At 41.3% G+C, this 16,624-nt stretch carries 20 protein-coding genes and 1 pseudogene; 14 read left to right on the forward strand and 7 right to left on the reverse strand.

The window, feature by feature from the left end; genetic code table 11:
* Positions 1-198: 198 nt before the first annotated feature.
* The 8 genes and pseudogenes from BFW96_RS02720 to BFW96_RS02750 all read left to right on the forward strand — a co-directional run bounded on the left by BFW96_RS02720 (position 199) and on the right by BFW96_RS02750 (position 6,236).
* A complete protein-coding gene (locus BFW96_RS02720; protein ID WP_040081592.1) occupies positions 199-984 on the forward strand; it encodes a YwqG family protein in 786 nt (261 codons plus the stop codon).
* Between the two features lie 57 nt (positions 985-1,041).
* Positions 1,042-1,146: pseudogene (locus BFW96_RS21380) on the forward strand (hypothetical protein); the annotation flags it as partial.
* Positions 1,147-1,365: 219 nt separating this feature from the next.
* Entirely contained in the window at positions 1,366-1,788 is a 423-nt protein-coding gene (locus BFW96_RS02725) for a YwqH-like family protein (protein ID WP_014665646.1), read from the forward strand.
* Positions 1,789-1,797: 9 nt separating this feature from the next.
* Positions 1,798-2,058 (forward strand): YwqI/YxiC family protein, encoded by a 261-nt coding sequence (locus BFW96_RS02730; RefSeq protein WP_003227825.1) that lies wholly within the window; start codon positions 1,798-1,800, stop codon positions 2,056-2,058.
* A gap of 18 nt (positions 2,059-2,076) precedes the next feature.
* Positions 2,077-4,083: a T7SS effector LXG polymorphic toxin gene (locus tag BFW96_RS22005; RefSeq protein ID WP_069838564.1), complete on the forward strand. Its 2,007-nt coding sequence runs from the start codon at positions 2,077-2,079 to the stop codon at positions 4,081-4,083.
* Positions 4,083-4,568: a hypothetical protein gene (locus BFW96_RS02740; protein WP_069838565.1), complete on the forward strand. Its 486-nt coding sequence runs from the start codon at positions 4,083-4,085 to the stop codon at positions 4,566-4,568. The genes BFW96_RS22005 and BFW96_RS02740 overlap by 1 nt, the downstream gene beginning before the upstream one ends.
* Positions 4,569-4,758: 190 nt before the next feature.
* Positions 4,759-5,415, forward strand: coding sequence for a hypothetical protein (locus BFW96_RS02745; protein WP_069838566.1), 657 nt, complete (start codon positions 4,759-4,761; stop codon positions 5,413-5,415).
* A gap of 104 nt (positions 5,416-5,519) precedes the next feature.
* Positions 5,520-6,236 carry an endonuclease V gene (locus tag BFW96_RS02750; RefSeq protein ID WP_069838567.1) on the forward strand — a complete coding sequence of 239 codons (717 nt, stop codon included), beginning with the start codon at positions 5,520-5,522 and terminating at the stop codon, positions 6,234-6,236.
* A gap of 84 nt (positions 6,237-6,320) precedes the next feature.
* Here the strand turns inward: BFW96_RS02750 and BFW96_RS02755 are convergent, their stop codons facing one another.
* Positions 6,321-7,202: a LysR family transcriptional regulator gene (locus tag BFW96_RS02755; protein ID WP_069838568.1), complete on the reverse strand. Its 882-nt coding sequence runs from the start codon at positions 7,200-7,202 to the stop codon at positions 6,321-6,323.
* 122 nt (positions 7,203-7,324) lie between these two features.
* Between BFW96_RS02755 and BFW96_RS02760 the strand changes: the two genes are divergently transcribed.
* Both BFW96_RS02760 and BFW96_RS02765 read left to right on the forward strand, forming a co-directional pair.
* Positions 7,325-7,870, forward strand: coding sequence for a flavodoxin family protein (locus tag BFW96_RS02760; protein ID WP_069838569.1), 546 nt, complete (start codon positions 7,325-7,327; stop codon positions 7,868-7,870).
* Entirely contained in the window at positions 7,867-8,088 is a 222-nt protein-coding gene (locus BFW96_RS02765) for a hypothetical protein (protein ID WP_024572835.1), read from the forward strand. Before BFW96_RS02760 ends, BFW96_RS02765 begins: the two co-directional genes overlap by 4 nt.
* Positions 8,089-8,114: 26 nt before the next feature.
* Here BFW96_RS02765 and chrA read toward each other — a convergent pair whose 3' ends face one another.
* From chrA to chrS, 3 genes are read right to left on the reverse strand one after another with little or no spacing between them, the layout of a single operon-like run.
* A complete protein-coding gene (gene chrA / locus BFW96_RS02770) occupies positions 8,115-8,651 on the reverse strand; it encodes a chromate resistance efflux protein ChrA (RefSeq protein ID WP_069838570.1) in 537 nt (178 codons plus the stop codon).
* Positions 8,648-9,235, reverse strand: a complete 588-nt coding sequence (gene chrB / locus BFW96_RS02775) for a chromate efflux transporter subunit ChrB (protein ID WP_014665633.1) — start codon at positions 9,233-9,235, stop codon at positions 8,648-8,650. Before chrB ends, chrA begins: the two co-directional genes overlap by 4 nt.
* 13 nt (positions 9,236-9,248) lie before the next feature.
* On the reverse strand, positions 9,249-9,725 hold the full coding sequence (chrS, locus tag BFW96_RS02780; protein WP_069838571.1) for a chromate efflux transcriptional regulator ChrS: 477 nt from the start codon (positions 9,723-9,725) through the stop codon (positions 9,249-9,251).
* A 213-nt stretch (positions 9,726-9,938) separates the two neighbouring features.
* On the opposite strand from chrS, the gene ggt reads away from it, so the two are divergent.
* Complete coding sequence (gene ggt, locus BFW96_RS02785) at positions 9,939-11,516, forward strand: gamma-glutamyltransferase (RefSeq protein ID WP_069838778.1); 1,578 nt, start codon at positions 9,939-9,941, stop codon at positions 11,514-11,516.
* A 2-nt stretch (positions 11,517-11,518) separates the two neighbouring features.
* On the opposite strand, the gene BFW96_RS02790 is transcribed toward ggt, so the two are convergent.
* From BFW96_RS02790 to BFW96_RS02800, 3 genes are all read right to left on the reverse strand, one after another.
* On the reverse strand, positions 11,519-11,863 hold the full coding sequence (locus BFW96_RS02790; protein ID WP_014665630.1) for a DUF4181 domain-containing protein: 345 nt from the start codon (positions 11,861-11,863) through the stop codon (positions 11,519-11,521).
* Between the two features lie 156 nt (positions 11,864-12,019).
* Positions 12,020-12,637, reverse strand: a complete 618-nt coding sequence (locus BFW96_RS02795; RefSeq protein ID WP_069838572.1) for a flavin reductase family protein — start codon at positions 12,635-12,637, stop codon at positions 12,020-12,022.
* A 173-nt stretch (positions 12,638-12,810) separates the two neighbouring features.
* Positions 12,811-13,356 (reverse strand): CotG/ExsB N-terminal domain-containing protein, encoded by a 546-nt coding sequence (locus BFW96_RS02800; RefSeq protein ID WP_083252783.1) that lies wholly within the window; start codon positions 13,354-13,356, stop codon positions 12,811-12,813.
* 141 nt (positions 13,357-13,497) lie between these two features.
* Between BFW96_RS02800 and cotH the strand changes: the two genes are divergently transcribed.
* From cotH to BFW96_RS02815, 3 genes are all read left to right on the forward strand, one after another.
* Positions 13,498-14,586, forward strand: coding sequence for a spore coat protein CotH (cotH, locus tag BFW96_RS02805; RefSeq protein ID WP_069838573.1), 1,089 nt, complete (start codon positions 13,498-13,500; stop codon positions 14,584-14,586).
* Positions 14,587-14,713: 127 nt separating this feature from the next.
* The gene (locus BFW96_RS02810) at positions 14,714-15,850 is read left to right on the forward strand and encodes a spore coat protein CotH (RefSeq protein ID WP_069838574.1); all 1,137 of its coding nucleotides are present in this window, start codon (positions 14,714-14,716) and stop codon (positions 15,848-15,850) included.
* Positions 15,851-15,908: 58 nt separating this feature from the next.
* Complete coding sequence (locus BFW96_RS02815) at positions 15,909-16,586, forward strand: DUF2642 domain-containing protein (RefSeq protein WP_069838575.1); 678 nt, start codon at positions 15,909-15,911, stop codon at positions 16,584-16,586.
* Positions 16,587-16,624 lie beyond the last annotated feature (38 nt).

Raw genomic sequence — 16,624 nt, forward strand, 5'->3', positions numbered from 1 at the left:
TGGTTGCGCACCAGTCTTTTTTTCGTCTATTGCGGGGTGCTGAATACATTTGCTACTATTTAACTATTGTTTGGAAAAGTATGCAGAATTAGGGCTTCTTTACACAATCGTTTGATAAAAAATTAGAAGAAACGAAGAAAACCAGAAAATAAAATCTTTCAAAAATTATTGGAGATGCCGGAAAAGGAGAGTCATCTGATGAATCATCTGCCTGAAAAAATGAGACCGTACCGCGAATTGCTGGAGAAATCAGCGAAAGAATACGTAAAATTGAATGTCCGAAAAGGGAAAACAGGACGATATGACAGTAAAATTGCCGGTGATCCCTATTTCCCCAAGCATGAAACATACCCGACTGATGAAAATGGCCAGCCGATGAAGCTTCTGGCGCAGATTAATTTCTCGCACATTCCCCAGCTTGACGGCTATCCTTCTTCGGGTATCCTGCAGTTCTACATTTCTGTTCATGATGATGTCTATGGATTGAATTTTGACGATCGATGTGAACAAAAGGATTTCAGAGTGATCTATTTTGAAAATATCATAGAAAACGAAGACGAGCTTGTTTCTGATTTTTCATTTATTGGCACAGGCGAATGTGATTTTCCGATTTTATCAGAAGCAGCAGTTGAGCCTGTAAAATCTTCGGAATGGGTCCTGCCGACAGATTTTCAATTTGAGCAGTATACGGGCATGGAAACAATGGAGTTCTTTGGCCAGTTCGGCGAGGATGAAGAAGACGTTTATAATGAACTGGCTGAAAACGGATTTGGCCATAAAATTGGCGGATACGCTTCTTTTACCCAGCATGATCCGCGAGAATACGCATATAAAGAACACACCATCATGCTTTTGCAAATTGATTCAGACGATGATATCGATTCAATGTGGGGAGACGTCGGCATCGCCAATTTTTTCATCACACCTGACGATTTAAGGAAAAAAGACTTTTCAAACGTTCTGTACAACTGGGACTGCAGCTAATACAAGCTTTTGATCCAAAGGGTCATCCTGATCAGAAGCGGAAATAATATAAGCCAAATGACAAAATCAGACGTGGCCGAACCGATGAAGAACATAAACATGAACAGAGGCAGATCAACAACATCTGCCTCTTTCAAGTGCCTTTATTACTATGACTTTAGGTATTTCCATTTAATAAAACGCTTTTATCAGCTGTATAACGAACAAAAACAAGAGCATATACCTATGTTTTAAGAGTGTTATAAGCCTAAATTAAGCCGTTTACCCTATTTAAGCCGCCTTCTGGCTATTTTAAAATATAATATATGGAAATAAAGTATGGAAAAGTCTATCTTCATCAGCCCCTCCATACGACTTTTTGAGTATTAAGAGGTGATTCAGATGGGTTATGAAAGTATGCTGGCGAATATAAAAAGTTCGCTTAACGGAAAAATTTCCGACGTGGAAGACAAGATCGAAAAGCTGAAAAAAGCAAAAAAGGACATAGACACACTGCAAGAAGAGGCAATCACTGAAATCAAAGAAATTGTAAAACCAGAATTGGGCAAGCACTGGACGGGAACAAAAGCGGATGATTTCGACAAGGGAAGAGAAGAGGCGAAATCGGAAGCATCCAAGATTGTGAATGATAAATATAACGAGTATATGGCTTCGATTCAAAGCAAAATATTCTGGCTTGAGACAGAGAAATTTGAGCTGAATTTGACAAAAAGCGCAGCGAATGCCGCAGGCGACCTTCTTGCTAAAGGAGAAGACTTTGTAGAAGAAGCAGGAAGACAAATTAGTAAACTAAAATGGTGGTGATCTTTTTTTATGTCAGAAATTAAGCTGAAGTACGACACAGTCATCAAAACATTAGATTCTGTCAAAGATGCGCTTGCTGACGTTTCAATCGGCGCCGCGGGGTCCAATGGAAAAAACAAACTCGATTATACGAAAAAATATCATGAGCGTGAGGAGAACATCAAAACCATGCTCGGAGATTACAAAAAAGCGGTACAGAAAAATATTGAGGATACAAAGGATAACGTAGATTCACTCAAAGAGCAGGACGAGGCGATAGCGGTAAAATAGAACAGAAAGGGCAGTGCGATGAGTAAAGTATTTGAATCAAAATCTTTAATCGAAGAAGCGAAGAGCAGAAAAAAGCAATATGAGACGCTTGAGGAGCAGCTGAACACGCTGAAAAAAGCGTTTCAGGGAGTTGCAGATTTAGGCGATAATTTTAAAGGAAAAGGCGCGGACAATATTAAAGATTTCTTTCAGGGACAGGCGGAAATCGTCGAAAGCTGGCTGACGCTTGTCTCTGCTCAAATTGCGTTTTTAAATGGCATTTCAGGCGATATTAAAGATCAAGAACTGAATGATTCATATGTGGAAACTTCATTTTTGGATCATGAGCTGCCCAATGGAGACCTGAAGGCTTCAGAGATTGTCTCCGCTCATAAAGAAGAAATCGATTCTATTTTGTCAGGCATCAGCGATATTATTGATCTCGACATGTACACGCTTGACGACTATGCAGATAAGATGGGCGATGCCCAAAAAATCAGACGTGACACGATCACAGCTGTCGATAAGCTTGATGAATCCCTGACCACTGAATATCAAAATTTAGAATCTCTGGACAACGCAGTGCTCACCAAATATTCCGTTCTCATGCAGGCCACCAGCAACGGGAAGAGCGCATCCCCTATGTACTATGACAAAAAAGCCTTCCACAGCAATGAAGTCTACAAAAGTGTCATTGAAGTAGAAAATCAAGGAACAACCTATATCGATGCAAAAACCCAGCAAGCAGAAGCAAGACGTCTTCAGGAAAAAGCCGAGGAAGAAGCTAACAAACCATGGTACGAAAAAACATGGGATGGAGTTTGCAACTTTACTGGAGAAGTCACTGGCTATTATGATTATAAAAGAGCAACCGAAGGCGTTGATCCGGTTACCGGAGAAAAACTCTCCACCGCAGAACGTGTGACAGCAGGAGCTATGGCCGCTGCCGGATTCATACCAGTTGTCGGCTGGGCAGGCCGCGCCTTCAAAGGCGGAAAAGCCATCTACAAAACCGGAAAAGCAGCTATAGCTGCTGAACACGCTTTAGACGCCTACAAAACAGGCAAATCCTTAGACATTCTCAAAATGACAGAAATGGGTGCATACGGCCTTGTTGCGTCAAACGGATTCTCAGAAGCCGTCACAGGCCGGGATATGTTCGGAAACAAAGTGTCTGAGGAGAAGCGGAAACAGGGGGCGCTCGAAGCGGCATTGAGTTTGGTTGGAGCCGGTGCATTGGCGAAACACATTGATAAAGGCATCCCGCTTGCAAAATCGCCACAAGTAGCAAAAGTTGAAAAAGGGAAAAAGATTCTAGATCAAGTAAAAGAATTCAAAGTGCCGACAAATGTAAAAATTCGTGTCCACAAGACTGTCACACCGGATGGGACAACTTTCCCAATTGTTCACGCTGATGTGAAAAAGACTGCTGTGAAAGATCTTGGGATTGTGAAGATGGCGAGTAGAGGTAGCAGTGGAAGCACTACCACAAGATTAATTCCAGGGACTCCAGGAAAGGTTACAGGAGGGAGTTCAACTAAATTAGGTAAAAATATGTTTGAGCAAATGGGAATTCCACGTTCAACAAAACGTACCCCATATCAGGCTCAGCATATTATCCCGAAGGAGTTTCGAAGTCATCCTGTTTTGAAGAAAATAGGAATGGATATGGATGATGCGTCAAATGGCTTTTTCTTAAGGGTCCCGGATGATGATATAAGTGCTACTTCACGGCATAAGGGATATCATTCAGTTTATAGTAGTTTTGTGAGAAAAAAATTAGATGAGATTGATGTTAACCAAAGCGTAGACGTCATTGAAAAGCAGGTATATGATTTACAACAAAAATTAAGAGAATTACAAGAAAAAGGGTTGCCTCTTTATATGAGGGATGATTATTTAGAAACAGAATTAAAGAAAATAAAGGAGAAAGGATTAGAAGCATATAAATTAGAAAGGAAAGAAGATAGCGCCTCAAGAAAACCCGTTTGGAAAAGAGGCGGTGGAGCGACAGTTGATCTTTGGGAAAGGTGGTATAACAAGTAATGAATTTTGGAAAATATCATAATCTGGTGGAAGAGGTAATTGAATTTTCAAAAACCTTAAAACCTATAAATTCAGTTAATGTATCTAGTTTTACTCAAATAATTAATGACCAAGAAAAGGCTGAATACTTGGCTTATGAAGAAGTATATGGAGAAGATGAGTATACATGGAAAGATATAAGGGAAATTGAAATGAGTGAAGTATGGGAGCGGTTTTACGAATTAGAAGATAATCTAAAGCCGGAAGATATAGACGCACTATTAGATATTTTTTCTGAGAGCATCAGACATGCTTCTACTGAATTTAAGACTTTTTTTGAGGATATAGTAGCTGACCTAAACAATTGTGCTATTAATAGAGCAATTAATGGTAATACAAATAATTTTTTTGAAAAGGTTTTTGAAATTTATAAAGCGGGTTATTTCCCGTGTGGTTGGAATGGCGATTATCCTAACGGGACTTTTGTCGTTTTTAAAAAAGGTTAAGAGAGGTTTTCCAAAAACGTCAGTCAATGGATACCAAGGGCTGGCGTTTTTGTTTCTCATTGTATTGTATACAGCTTTCAATAGGAGATTAACTTTAGGAGTGCCTTGTTTACTGATATATTAGAATAGTTTAAACTTCTTTCTGGGTTGTCAATCGGCGGTTTTTTTAGAATAATGAAGGAGAAGCGGGATGAAAAGAGACCATATTTCTCAATTGCAGCCATTAAAAATCTGTAATGGCTGGTCTGTAGTACTGAACAATTCATGTTCAGAAAAAAGAATGCAAGAAAAATGTGAATTACTAATACTGCAAAATGAAAAACGTAAGGCCTTTATTAAGGTAAGTTATGAAAATAATCAATACTATATCAAAGTAGCTGGCTTACATACAGATAAGATTTATGAAGATAAGTCTTTTAATGAGATAGAACAATTATTAGTTGAGTTAGAATATCAAATCTGGAATGTGGGAAGCGGGGTTTTAGAAAATTTGCACCCGCTAACCCAACAGATTCCCAATTTCTTAAGGCTAAAGATACCGGCTGGTTGGACCGTTGATTATATTACTTTAAAAGATACTGATCCTAAGACTCTAGAGGCAAATGACGATGCTTGGTTATTTGACTTTAATCAAGATCTCCTACAGATTTCTCATAAGACAAAAAAATTGCTGCTTGACGTAGGGTGGTACCCAGAAGGTGATCAAGCCGGAAGCTACGGGATTGAACTAATAAAAAACGAAGATTGGGAAAATCCTTTAGAGGATATTATGTGTACTGAACTTAAAGAATTAATTAAACAATTGGATTATATTTTTATGAAAGAAATGAAAAATGAATATCATTGAAAAAAGCAGATTATACTATCTGCATTTTTCAATGATATAATTTGGAGTCATTGCTAAAATCGAAATGCAGGACAATTGAGCGCGAAGAGAGGGAAACAAGTAAAATGGAAATACATCAAATTCACGATTTTCATCTAAAAGATGAATCGGATTTTGTTCAAATACAACAATCCCTTAGAAATCGTATCAACCTATCCCACACGATCCATCCAGACTCCATTAACACCTGCGCAGGCGTCGATCTCGCCTATTGGGAGCAGAATGGAGAACCATACGGGGTGTGCAGTATTATCGTGGTTGACGCTGATACAAAAGAAGTCATTGAAAAAGTGCATAGCATGGGGAAAATCAGCGTACCGTACGTTTCGGGTTTTCTTGCGTTTCGTGAGCTGCCTTTGATCATCGAGGCAGCGAAAAAGCTGGAGCCGGAGCCGGATGTCTTCTTGTTTGATGGCAACGGATATCTGCATTACAATCATATGGGCGTTGCCACCCATGCGGCTTTTTTTCTTAATAAGCCGACGATTGGGATTGCGAAAACCTATCTCAAAATCAAAGGCTGCGATTTCGTGATGCCTGAAAATGAAGTAGGCGCATACACCAATATTCTCATTGACAGCGAGGTATATGGCCGGGCGCTGCGGACGCGGCGGGACGTGAAGCCTATTTTCTTGTCTTGCGGTAATTATATTGATTTAGAAAGCAGCTATCAGATCACGATGAGCTTAATCAATCAAGAAAGCAGGCTGCCGATCCCTGTCCGCCTGGCTGACCTTGAAACACATGTCTTGCGAACGTTTTATCAGAAAAATCACGGGTAACACTTGGGGCTCCAAGCCATCAAGTGTTTTTTTGTATGCTGTGTGCTTTCCTGATCTCAAAAACCTTGTCCTTGTGGAAAGATTTTATTTGAATGTTTTCCGCGTCAAATCGATAAAAGCCTTTAATGGCACAGACATCCACTTGTCCTTATGCCATGCTAATTGAGTGAAAACGGGGCAATCGCTCTGCCAATTGAGTTCTTTCATTCGGCCTGCTGCAATATCATCTTTTACTGTCACTTCAGGCAAGATTCCAATCCCAAGTCCGGCCATTACGCATTGTTTGATGGCTTCTATGCTGACGAATTCCAATTTGTTAGGATAGACACCGGAGTCATGCAAATTGTTCTCAAAGAGCGTGCGGTACGAGCAGCCGTCCTCTGTCAGCAGAAGAGTTTCGTTTTGAAGATCCTTCAATGTTACTGGTAGATCCGCAGGAAAAGGATGGTCATTAGCAGCCACCATTTTGATCTCATCCTGAATCAAAGATTCAACGTGCAGTGCGTCTTCCGTCCGGTTTACATCCAAGATAAAGGTGATATCAAGCTGGCCCTGTAAGAGCTGTTCTTTCGCTTGTTCATTGGAGATATATGGTTTGAATATGAGCTTTACTTGGGGAAATGCCTGTTTAAATTCTTTTATGATAGGCGGCAGGCGGTATGTGCACTGGCTTTCCGTCGCCCCGATTTTTAAGGTTCCGGTTGTTTCTTTTACTTGATTTGCGGCCATTTTCGCTTCTTCTGTTAACGCAATAATCTTCTGTGCATAAGATTTGAACGTTTTTCCTGCTTCTGTCAAGATAAGCCGCTTGCCGAGCCGTTCAAATAAAGGCGCCCCGATTTCTTCTTCAAGTGATTTGATCTGAGAAGTAACGCTTGATTGTGCATAATTAAGCATTTTGGCGGTTAGGGTGAAGTTTACATGTTCTGCCGCCGTAATAAAGGTGATCAGCTGCTTCAATTCCACTTGTTCTCTTCCTTTCTAAATCGGTTTTAGCGATTGGATTAATCGAAATAATCATCTGTATTGATTGATGAATCCATTATAAAATGAAGAAAATCATTCGTAAACAAAGGAGCAGATGCATCATGAAAATTGCGGTTATTAACGGCGGAACTCGGCCTGGCGGAAATACGGATATTCTTGCGGAGAAGGCTGTTCAAGGATTTGATGCAGAGCACATTCATTTGCGGAAATATCGAATCCAGCCAATTGAAGATCTGCGCCACGACCAAGACGGTTTTCGACCTGTTCAAGATGACTACGATTCTATCATTGAGCGGATATTGCCGTGCGATATTCTTGTATTCGCCACCCCAATTTATTGGTTTGGCATGTCAGGGACATTAAAGCTGTTTATTGATCGCTGGTCACAGACGTTGAGAGATCCGAGATTTCCTGATTTTAAACAGCAAATGTCAGCGAAACAGGCATATGTAACAGCAGTGGGCGGAGATAATCCAAAAATAAAAGGGCTGCCGCTGATTCAGCAATTCGAACATATTTTTCATTTTATGGGAATGCCCTTTAAAGATTATGTGCTGGGAGAAGGCAATCGTCCAGGCGATATTCTTCGTGATCATCAGGCGCTGTCCGCTGCGAGCCGCTTATTGAAAAGAAGCGATGCGATATGAAGTTTTTGCTGTCGGTCGTTGCTGGCATGCTGATTCTTGCATTCTTTTTATTTTGGAAGGTCCAGCCTCCTGTTTGGATACAAGTTGAAACCAATTCGTCCCAGTTGAAGCAATATGTGAGAATGGCAGGAACCACGCTGCAAGTCAAGCACATCATCAAGAGTGACGCAGGAGAAGAAACAGCTGTCATATCAAACGGCATTTCTGGGCCAAAATAAAAAAGCACCTGTCCAGGTGCTTTTTTCTATAAATGAGGGATCACAAGGCCCCCATATAAAAACGCCGCAAAAATCAAAAATGCCGGATGCATTTTGAATTTTGTCATGGCAAGGAGGGAGATCCCCGCAATTACAATAGATTGGATCCATCCGATTGCTTTGATGCCGTCTGCGCCGATTTGCCAGGTAAGAATGAGCATCATGACCGCGATGACAGGCTGAACGGACAGTGTCATGCCTTTGATAACAGGGGATTGACGGAAGCGCTGGATGATGCGCAGCAGGACGATCAATGCGAGCGCCGACGGTACAACGGTTGCAATCAGGGCAATCAGGAAGCCGGGCCAACCGCCTGCGCTGTAGCCGACATACGCGGCGATTTTGGTGGCGATGGGGCCCGGCAATGCGTTCGCAAGTGCGAGCATATTTGAGAATTGATCGTTTGAAAGCCAGTTGTATCTGTTTACGACTTCTTCAAACATTAGCGGGATAGATGCAGGTCCGCCGCCATATCCCAGTAGGTTTGCGATAAAAAACGCCATAAATAAATAGATCGATATCATGAGGCCGACATTCCTTTATCATGTTTATTTGTGACTTTGTCTTTCAGTTTAAAGTGAAACGCCCCGTACGCTAAGAAAATGATAATGACAAGGCCGGGATTGATCTGAAACGTTTGCAGGCCGATAAAAGCGATGATAAAAAACAGGATTCCGGTGACCCAGCCGAAACCTTTAAGCGCTTTTTGGCCAAACTCGTACGCCATAATTCCGAGCATTACTGCAATCACCGGCGTGACGGCGCCTATCATGCCGGCAACAACTGCTGAATGGCTTAACACATTTACTGCCGCAAACAAGCCCACCATTGCAAGACATGTAGGCAGAATGTGGGTGAGTGTCGCCACAATGGCACCTAATGTGCCTTTAAGCTTAAAGCCCAGATACGCAGCCATTTTTGTGGCAATCGGCCCGGGAAGCGCATTAGCGATTGCTAATATTTCTCCGAATTCATCATCGTCAATCCATTTATATTTATTGACCGCTTCATGGCGGATCAGCGGAATCACGGAAGGTCCGCCGCCGAATCCTAATATGCCGGTGCGCACCATCGCGGCCGCCATATCCCGATAAGGATGCTTTTTCATTTGTTTCTCTCCTTTACAGCTTCATTCCCATACGGCTTTTGTATCGTTTGATCAGCATCTGGCAATCAACACTGACGACGCCTCGCAATGGATACAGCCGTTTTGTTAAAAACTCTTCCATTTCTTGATCGTTGGCAAAGATCCCATGCATATGCAGCTTGCTCGGACCTGTCATGTGATAAAGGCTGGTGACCGCAGGCTCTTCCTCAAGCTTAAGAGCGACCTCTTCTAAAAATTGCGGTTCTACCTCGACATTGAAAAACACGGATACATGGATGCCGATTTTAGAGGGATTGATGACCGCGGTGAATTTTTCAATAACGCCGGCTTCAATTAATTGGTTGATACGAGCCTGGACGGCGACTCGGGACAAATCGACTCTTTTGCCAAGATCCGTATAAGAAATTCTGCCTTCTTCATGCAAAATCGTGAGAATTTGTTTATCAGTCTCATCAAGTACAAGGTTGGGGATTTGATATTCATGACTCAATTGCTCCACCTGCTTTCGTAGCCTTTTAGCCATCATTTTAACATAAAAAGTTACGTTTCGAACGAAAAAATTTTTATTTGTTTTCGAAATGAATGAATAAATATCTTATTGTTTGCGAAAAGAAGAAAGTTCGTCAGTTTTTCTGCCGGATCAGTAGATGTGAAAAATCAGGATCCCTATACTGAAGAAAATCTCTTAAAAAGGGGTCTTGTGATGAACAAATCTGTCATCGGTACAAAGCAAATGGTCGTTAGTCCGCATTATCTTGCTTCTCAGGCCGGAAACCGCATACTGGACAAAGGAGGTAACGCATTTGACGCCGCCGTTGCGGTGAGTGCTTGCCTGGCGGTTGTGTATCCGCATATGACCGGACTTGGCGGGGATGCCTTTTGGCTGACCTTTCATCAGAAAACAAAATCAGTAAAAGTCTACAATGGCACCGGACGTTCAGGAAAAAACGTAACGAGAGATGTATATAAGGGAAAAAGTGTGATTCCGCTGCGGGGAATTGACAGTGCCATTACCGTGCCCGGGATGGTTGATAGCTGGGATGCGGTACTGAAGGAGTATGGTCGCATGTCTCTTGAGGACGTGTTGGAGCCAGCACACGATTATGCCCAAAATGGGTTTCCTGTATCAGCCGATCAGTGTCGTCACACAGAAACGAATCTTGAACTGCTCGTCTCCACGCCTTACACAGCCGACATTTTTACAAGAAGAGGAAAAGCACCTATTCCGGGAGAGCGGTTTGTGCAAAAAGAGCTTGCAGAGAGCTTGAACATGATTGCCAAAAAAGGAAGAAGCGCATTTTATGAAGGAGATATCGCTCAGCGGATTGTCTCGTATTTACAAAATAACGGCAGTTACATGACACTCGATGATTTTAAAGCGCACCGGGGCGAGTGGACGGAGCCTGTCTCAAGTGATTATCGAGGATACAGTGTGTATCAGGCGCCGCCGAATTCTCAGGGATTTACCGGTTTATTAACACTAAACATTTTGGAAAACTATGATTTCACCAAAATCGAACATGGATCTTTTACGTATTATCATGTGCTTGTGGAGGCATTGAAAAAGAGTTTTCTAGATCGGAATGCCGTCCTGACTGATCCGGCGTTTGCAGACATCCCGCTTGAAAGGCTATTGGACAAACGTTATGCAAAACAATTGGCAGAAGAAATCGGCTATCTCGCAGTACCGGCTGCAAGCAGGCCGGTGGGAAGCGATACGGCATATGCGGCCGTAATCGATGCGGATGGCAACGCAGTGTCATTCATTCAAAGCCTATACTTTGAATTTGGCTCGGCAGTCACTGCCGGTGATACAGGCATTTTGCTGCAAAATCGCGGGTCATTTTTCTCATTGGATGAACATCATGTCAACACACTTGAACCGGGAAAGCGCACCTTCCATACGCTGATGCCGGCTATGGTCTGTAAAGGCGGAAAGCCGAAAATCCTGTACGGAACACAAGGCGGCGAAGGCCAGCCGCAGACCCAGACGGCCATCATTACCCGAATGCTGGATTACGGAATGGATCCACAGCAGGCAATCAGCGAACCGCGCTGGGTATGGGGCAGAACGTGGGGAGAGGAATACGAAGGCCTCAGAGTCGAGGGCAGATTCACAGAGAAAACAATCCAAAAACTGAAAGACAGCGGACATCTCGTGGAGGTTGTCGGTGACTATGATCCGCTGATGGGACATGCGGCAGCAATCAAAGTTGATGAAGAAGGATTTCTCCAAGGCGGAGCTGATCCCCGGGGAGACGGAGCGGCTGTGGGGGTTTGAGATTAGAAGAAAACACAAATATAAATAAGAATAACTAGAAGTGTGGCGGCACCAAATAAATAGTGTACATATTGTTTTTCTTCCTGCCTATATTTCCATTCCATAAATGTACGCAAACAATTCGACAAGAGCAGAAATAAAATAAGCATCTTCTCGGGAGGAAAGTGAAACAAAGAAAAACCTAATAAAATGAGCAAGATGATGTCCAGTAATCCTTGTGTAGTATTTACAGGTTTATACCACCGAGGTGGTTTAGGGATTCCAAGTTTTTTTCGGGCATAGGTATAAAAAGCAATATTGGTAAATAACATGACCAGTATCACAATCAAAAAATGAGTGCCTTCCATTCTAATCCCTCCTCTTTATCTTTTATACGAAGAAAAAGGAAAATTGTTTCATAAAAGAACACCCGAAACTTTCCCCGGGTGTTCTTTTTTATAGGTAACATTATGTAATCACAAGGTCTTTTTGACTAGTTTCTTCTATTTAAATAGTCCTTCTGTTCAGCTGGGACGAATCAGTGTGAATTCTTCCCCGAGCTTGGCATAATGGTTTCCCGCCAATCGTGAGGCTGGCTTTAATTCATCTGTCAAAATATATCCCTTTTCTGCATCATACACCTTTTCGTCTAGGTGGAAGCAGACGACTCTTCCGATGAGCAGATCTGCTGTAGTGACCCCTTTATCATTGTCAAAGGTAATATGCCGCTCTAATGTGCACTCAAAGCGAACTCGGGCTTCCTGAATGCCGGGAACCGAAACAGCGTTGCTTTCAACAGGGTGAAGCGAGGTGCGTGTAAGCTCGCTTTCATCCGGCCCTAAGTTTGCAGCCGTTTCATTGATATCTTCAATGATGGCTTCATCACTGACATGAACGACAAATTCTCCGTTTTCCACTGCGTTTCGCGCTGTATCTTTTTGGCGTCCTCCCGCCCTGTTCACAGAAATACTGAGGAGCGGAGGATCTGAGCTGACGACGTTATAAAAGCTGAAAGGCGCGGCATTTACCGCTCCTCCTGAAGAAAGTGTTGTCACAAATGCAATGGGGCGGGGAATAACGGTACCTGACAATAGCTTGTATGTGTCTTTGGCACTAAGCTGGTCAGCTTGAAATATGTACATGGCAACAACCGCCTTTATCGTTAGGATATCTTGATTATAACGAAATGGTTTCGAGGAAACCAAATGATGCGGGTTGCATATGTTATGTCATGACATATATCTAATACAGGGGAAAAGAAAAAATAGGCTTCCGTACCTCAGCCGGCAGCCTATTGAAACAATGGAAACTTAAATTATTTGTATTTCTTTTTGACTACCCAGCAATTGCCGTCTTTCCAGTATTCTTTTTTGCTGTCATAATCATCGTGCTTTTTGCAGTGTTTCTTATGGGAACGGTAAGATTTTTTGTGTGTGCGGCATGACTTCTTATAGCTTCGGGATTTTTTGTAGGAACGGCAAGATTTTTTATAGCTGCGAGATTTTTTGTAAGAACGGCAAGATTTTTTGTGGCTGCGAGATTTTCTGTGAGAACGGTAAGATTTTTTGTGGCTGCGAGATTTTTTGTGAGAACGGTAAGATTTTTTGTAGCTGCGAGACTTTTTGTGAGAACAGTAATATTTTTTGCGGCTGCGAGATTTTTTGTGAGAGCAGTATGATTTTTTGTGGCTGCGAGATTTCTTGTGAGAGCAGTATGATTTTTTATGGCTGCGAGATTTTTTGTGCGACTTTTTATGACTGCGTTTTTTTCCATGAGGCTCTTGGTATAAATAATCCTTTAAACCTTCTTTTTTAGCGGATTTCACCGCTTCTTTGATGTCAGAATGGGAGTAGTGGCCCAATTTGAAATCCTCCTTTTTAAAAATATGTTAAGGATGAAGATCCTTACTACCCTCATAGTACGCGCGGTTTTAAAAAGTGTATAAGTGTTCCGCTGAGATCGTATAAAAATAAACGCCTAAAATTTGTAAGGGGGATTATGGATGAAGAATCAATCCAATTTACCGCTTTATCAGCTGTTTGTTCATCCAAAAGATTTGCGTGAATTAAAAAAGGATATATGGGACGATGATCCGGTGCCGGCTGTGATGAAGGTAAACCAAAAAAGGCTGGATATTGATATTGCGTATCGGGGATCACATATCAGAGACTTCAAAAAGAAGTCATACCATATTTCCTTTTATCAGCCTAAGTTATTCCGCGGCGCACGAGAGATTCACTTAAATGCGGAGTATAAAGATCCTTCCTTGATGAGAAACAAATTGTCTCTGGATTTTTTCTCAGAGCTAGGGACGCTGTCTCCAAAGGCAGAGTTTGTGTTTGTAAAGCTGAATGGGAAGAATGAAGGGGTTTATCTTGAACTAGAATCCGTTGATGAATATTACTTAGCAAAAAGGAAGCTGGCGGACGGTGCGATTTTTTACGCGGTGGATGATGATGCTAACTTTTCTCTGATGAGCGATTTGGAAAGAGAAACGAAGACCTCGCTGGAGCTTGGATATGAAAAGAAGACAGGGACTGAGGAGGATGATTTTTATTTACAGGATATGATTTTTAAAATTAATACGGTCCCTAAAGCTCAGTTTAAATCAGAAGTGACAAAGCATGTGGATGTCGATAAGTATTTGCGATGGCTTGCCGGTATTGTATTCACCTCAAACTATGATGGGTTTGTCCACAACTACGCATTATACAGAAGCGGGGAAACCGGATTATTTGAGGTGATTCCTTGGGATTATGACGCGACCTGGGGCAGGGATATCCATGGAGAGCGGATGGCTGCCGATTATGTAAGGATTCAAGGGTTTAATACACTAACCGCCCGGATATTGGATGAACCCGATTTTCGCAGGTCTTACAAGCGCCTGTTAGAAAAAACGCTCCAATCTCTTTTTACAATAGAATATATGAAACCGAAAATCATGGAGATGTATGAACGAATTAGGCCGTTTGTCCTGATGGACCCGTATAAAAAGAATGATATTGAGCGTTTTGACCGTGAGCCGGATGTGATCTGCGAGTATATTATAAACCGTTCACAATACCTCAATAATCATTTAAGTATTTTATAAATGTGTGAAAATGGGTATTCGCTGAAAAAGCGACAATTAGGCTATTGAATTAGTTCAACAAATAAATGTGACACGTATATATGCAGTATGTTTATCATCTATGTATAAGTGACTAGGAGGAATTTGAATGAGCAAGAGGAGAATGAAATATCATTCAAATAATGAAATATCTTATTATAACTTTTTGCACTCAATGAAAGATAAAATTGTTACTGTATATCGTGGAGGTCCGGAATCTAAAAAAGGAAAATTAGCAGCTGTAAAATCAGATTATATTGCTTTACAAGCTGAAAAGAAAATAATTTATTATCAGTTGGATCATGTGAAAAGCATTACTGAGGATACCAATAATAGCACCACAACAATTGAGACTGAGGAAATGCCCGACGCTGATGATTTTCATAGCTTAATCGGACAATTAATGAACCAATCAGTTCAATTTAATCAAGGGGGTCCGGAATCTAAAAAAGGGAGATTGGTCTGGCTGGGAGATGATTACGCTGCGTTACACACAAATGAGGATGGAGTAGTGTATTTTAATATCCATCACATCAAAAGCATAAGTAAACATGAGCCCGATTTGAAAATAGAAGAACAGACGCTAGCAGGTGTCCTGGAAGCTGATGATTTAAGCGAGGTTTTTAAGAGCCTAACTCATAAATGGGTTTCCATTAATCGTGGAGGTCCGGAAGCAATTGAGGGTATCCTTGTAGATAATGCTGACGGCCATTATACTTTAGTGAAAAATCAAGAGGTGCTCCGCATCTATCCTTTTCACATAAAAAGCATCAGCTTAGGTCCAAAAGGGTCGCACAAAAAAGAGGATCAAAAGAATGAGCAAAGCCAAGAAGACAATCATGATAAAGACAGCAGTTCGTTCATTTCTTCAAAATCATCTAAACGATCACTAAAATCTTCAGATAATCAATCATCCAAATCTGGTCGTTCGTCACGTTCAAAAAGTTCTTCGAAATCATCTAAACGATCACTAAAATCTTCGGATGATCAATCATCAAAATCTTATCGTTCGTCACGTTCAAAAAGTTCTTCAAAATCATCTAAACGATCATCAAAATCTTCAGATTATCGATCATCAAAATCTTACAGCTCATCAAGTTCAAGAAGTTCATCAAAATCATCTAAACGATCACCAAGATCATCAGATTATTCAAGTTCCTTCAAAAATTCAGGAAGACAAAAAGAAGATTATAGCTATGAAACGATTGTCAGAACGATAGACTATCACTGGAAACGCAAATTTTAATTGATAACGGGGAGCATCAGATTGAGTGATGCCCTTTTTCAGTTAAAGGAGGAGAATAGTGAAAGGTTTGAATCAATTACTTGACACAGATGTTGAGGTTGTCATTTCAGGAGATACAAGGTTTGTTGGCACCCTCATAGATGTCGGACAGGATATTTTTGTTATATTTGATGGCTGCAATTATCTTTATATTCCATTGCTGCATCTTCATCAAATGAACAAGGCGAAAATAATGACCAGCACTGAGAAATCAATTTTGATCAATCCGGAAGATTCTATGACGGAGGCAGAAACTCAAGCTTTTTCATATAGAAATACATTAAACAAGGTCAAAGGCCAGTTTATTGAAGTTTATGTAACTGGGGGTCGTTCGATACATGGGTATGTTACAAACGTTTTAAACGATTATATTGTATTTTTCTCACCCGTATTTAAAATCCTTTTTATATCTATGCATCATTTAAAGTGGTTTACCCCTTATTCAACTGAACAAACACCGTATACTCTTGATAACTCACAATTGCCTGTCGTGCCTTCCAATGTTCCTCTTGTCCGTAATTTTGAGGAGCAGATCAAAAAATATATTGGTGAATTGGTCATATTCGATATGGGAGAGGTGCCAGAAAAAGTCGGACTATTAAAAGATGTTTCCAATAATATAATTGAGCTGATTAACGCAAGTGGAGAGCCGGTCATTTGGAAGTTGAATCATCTAAAGACAATGCATCTTCCCTAGTTTATAAGAACTGCCCTCTTGAATAGCGGAAGGCAGTT

This window comes from Bacillus sp. F56, from assembly GCF_001748205.1.
In the GTDB taxonomy this organism is placed as follows: Bacteria; Bacillota; Bacilli; order Bacillales; family Bacillaceae; genus Bacillus; species Bacillus stercoris.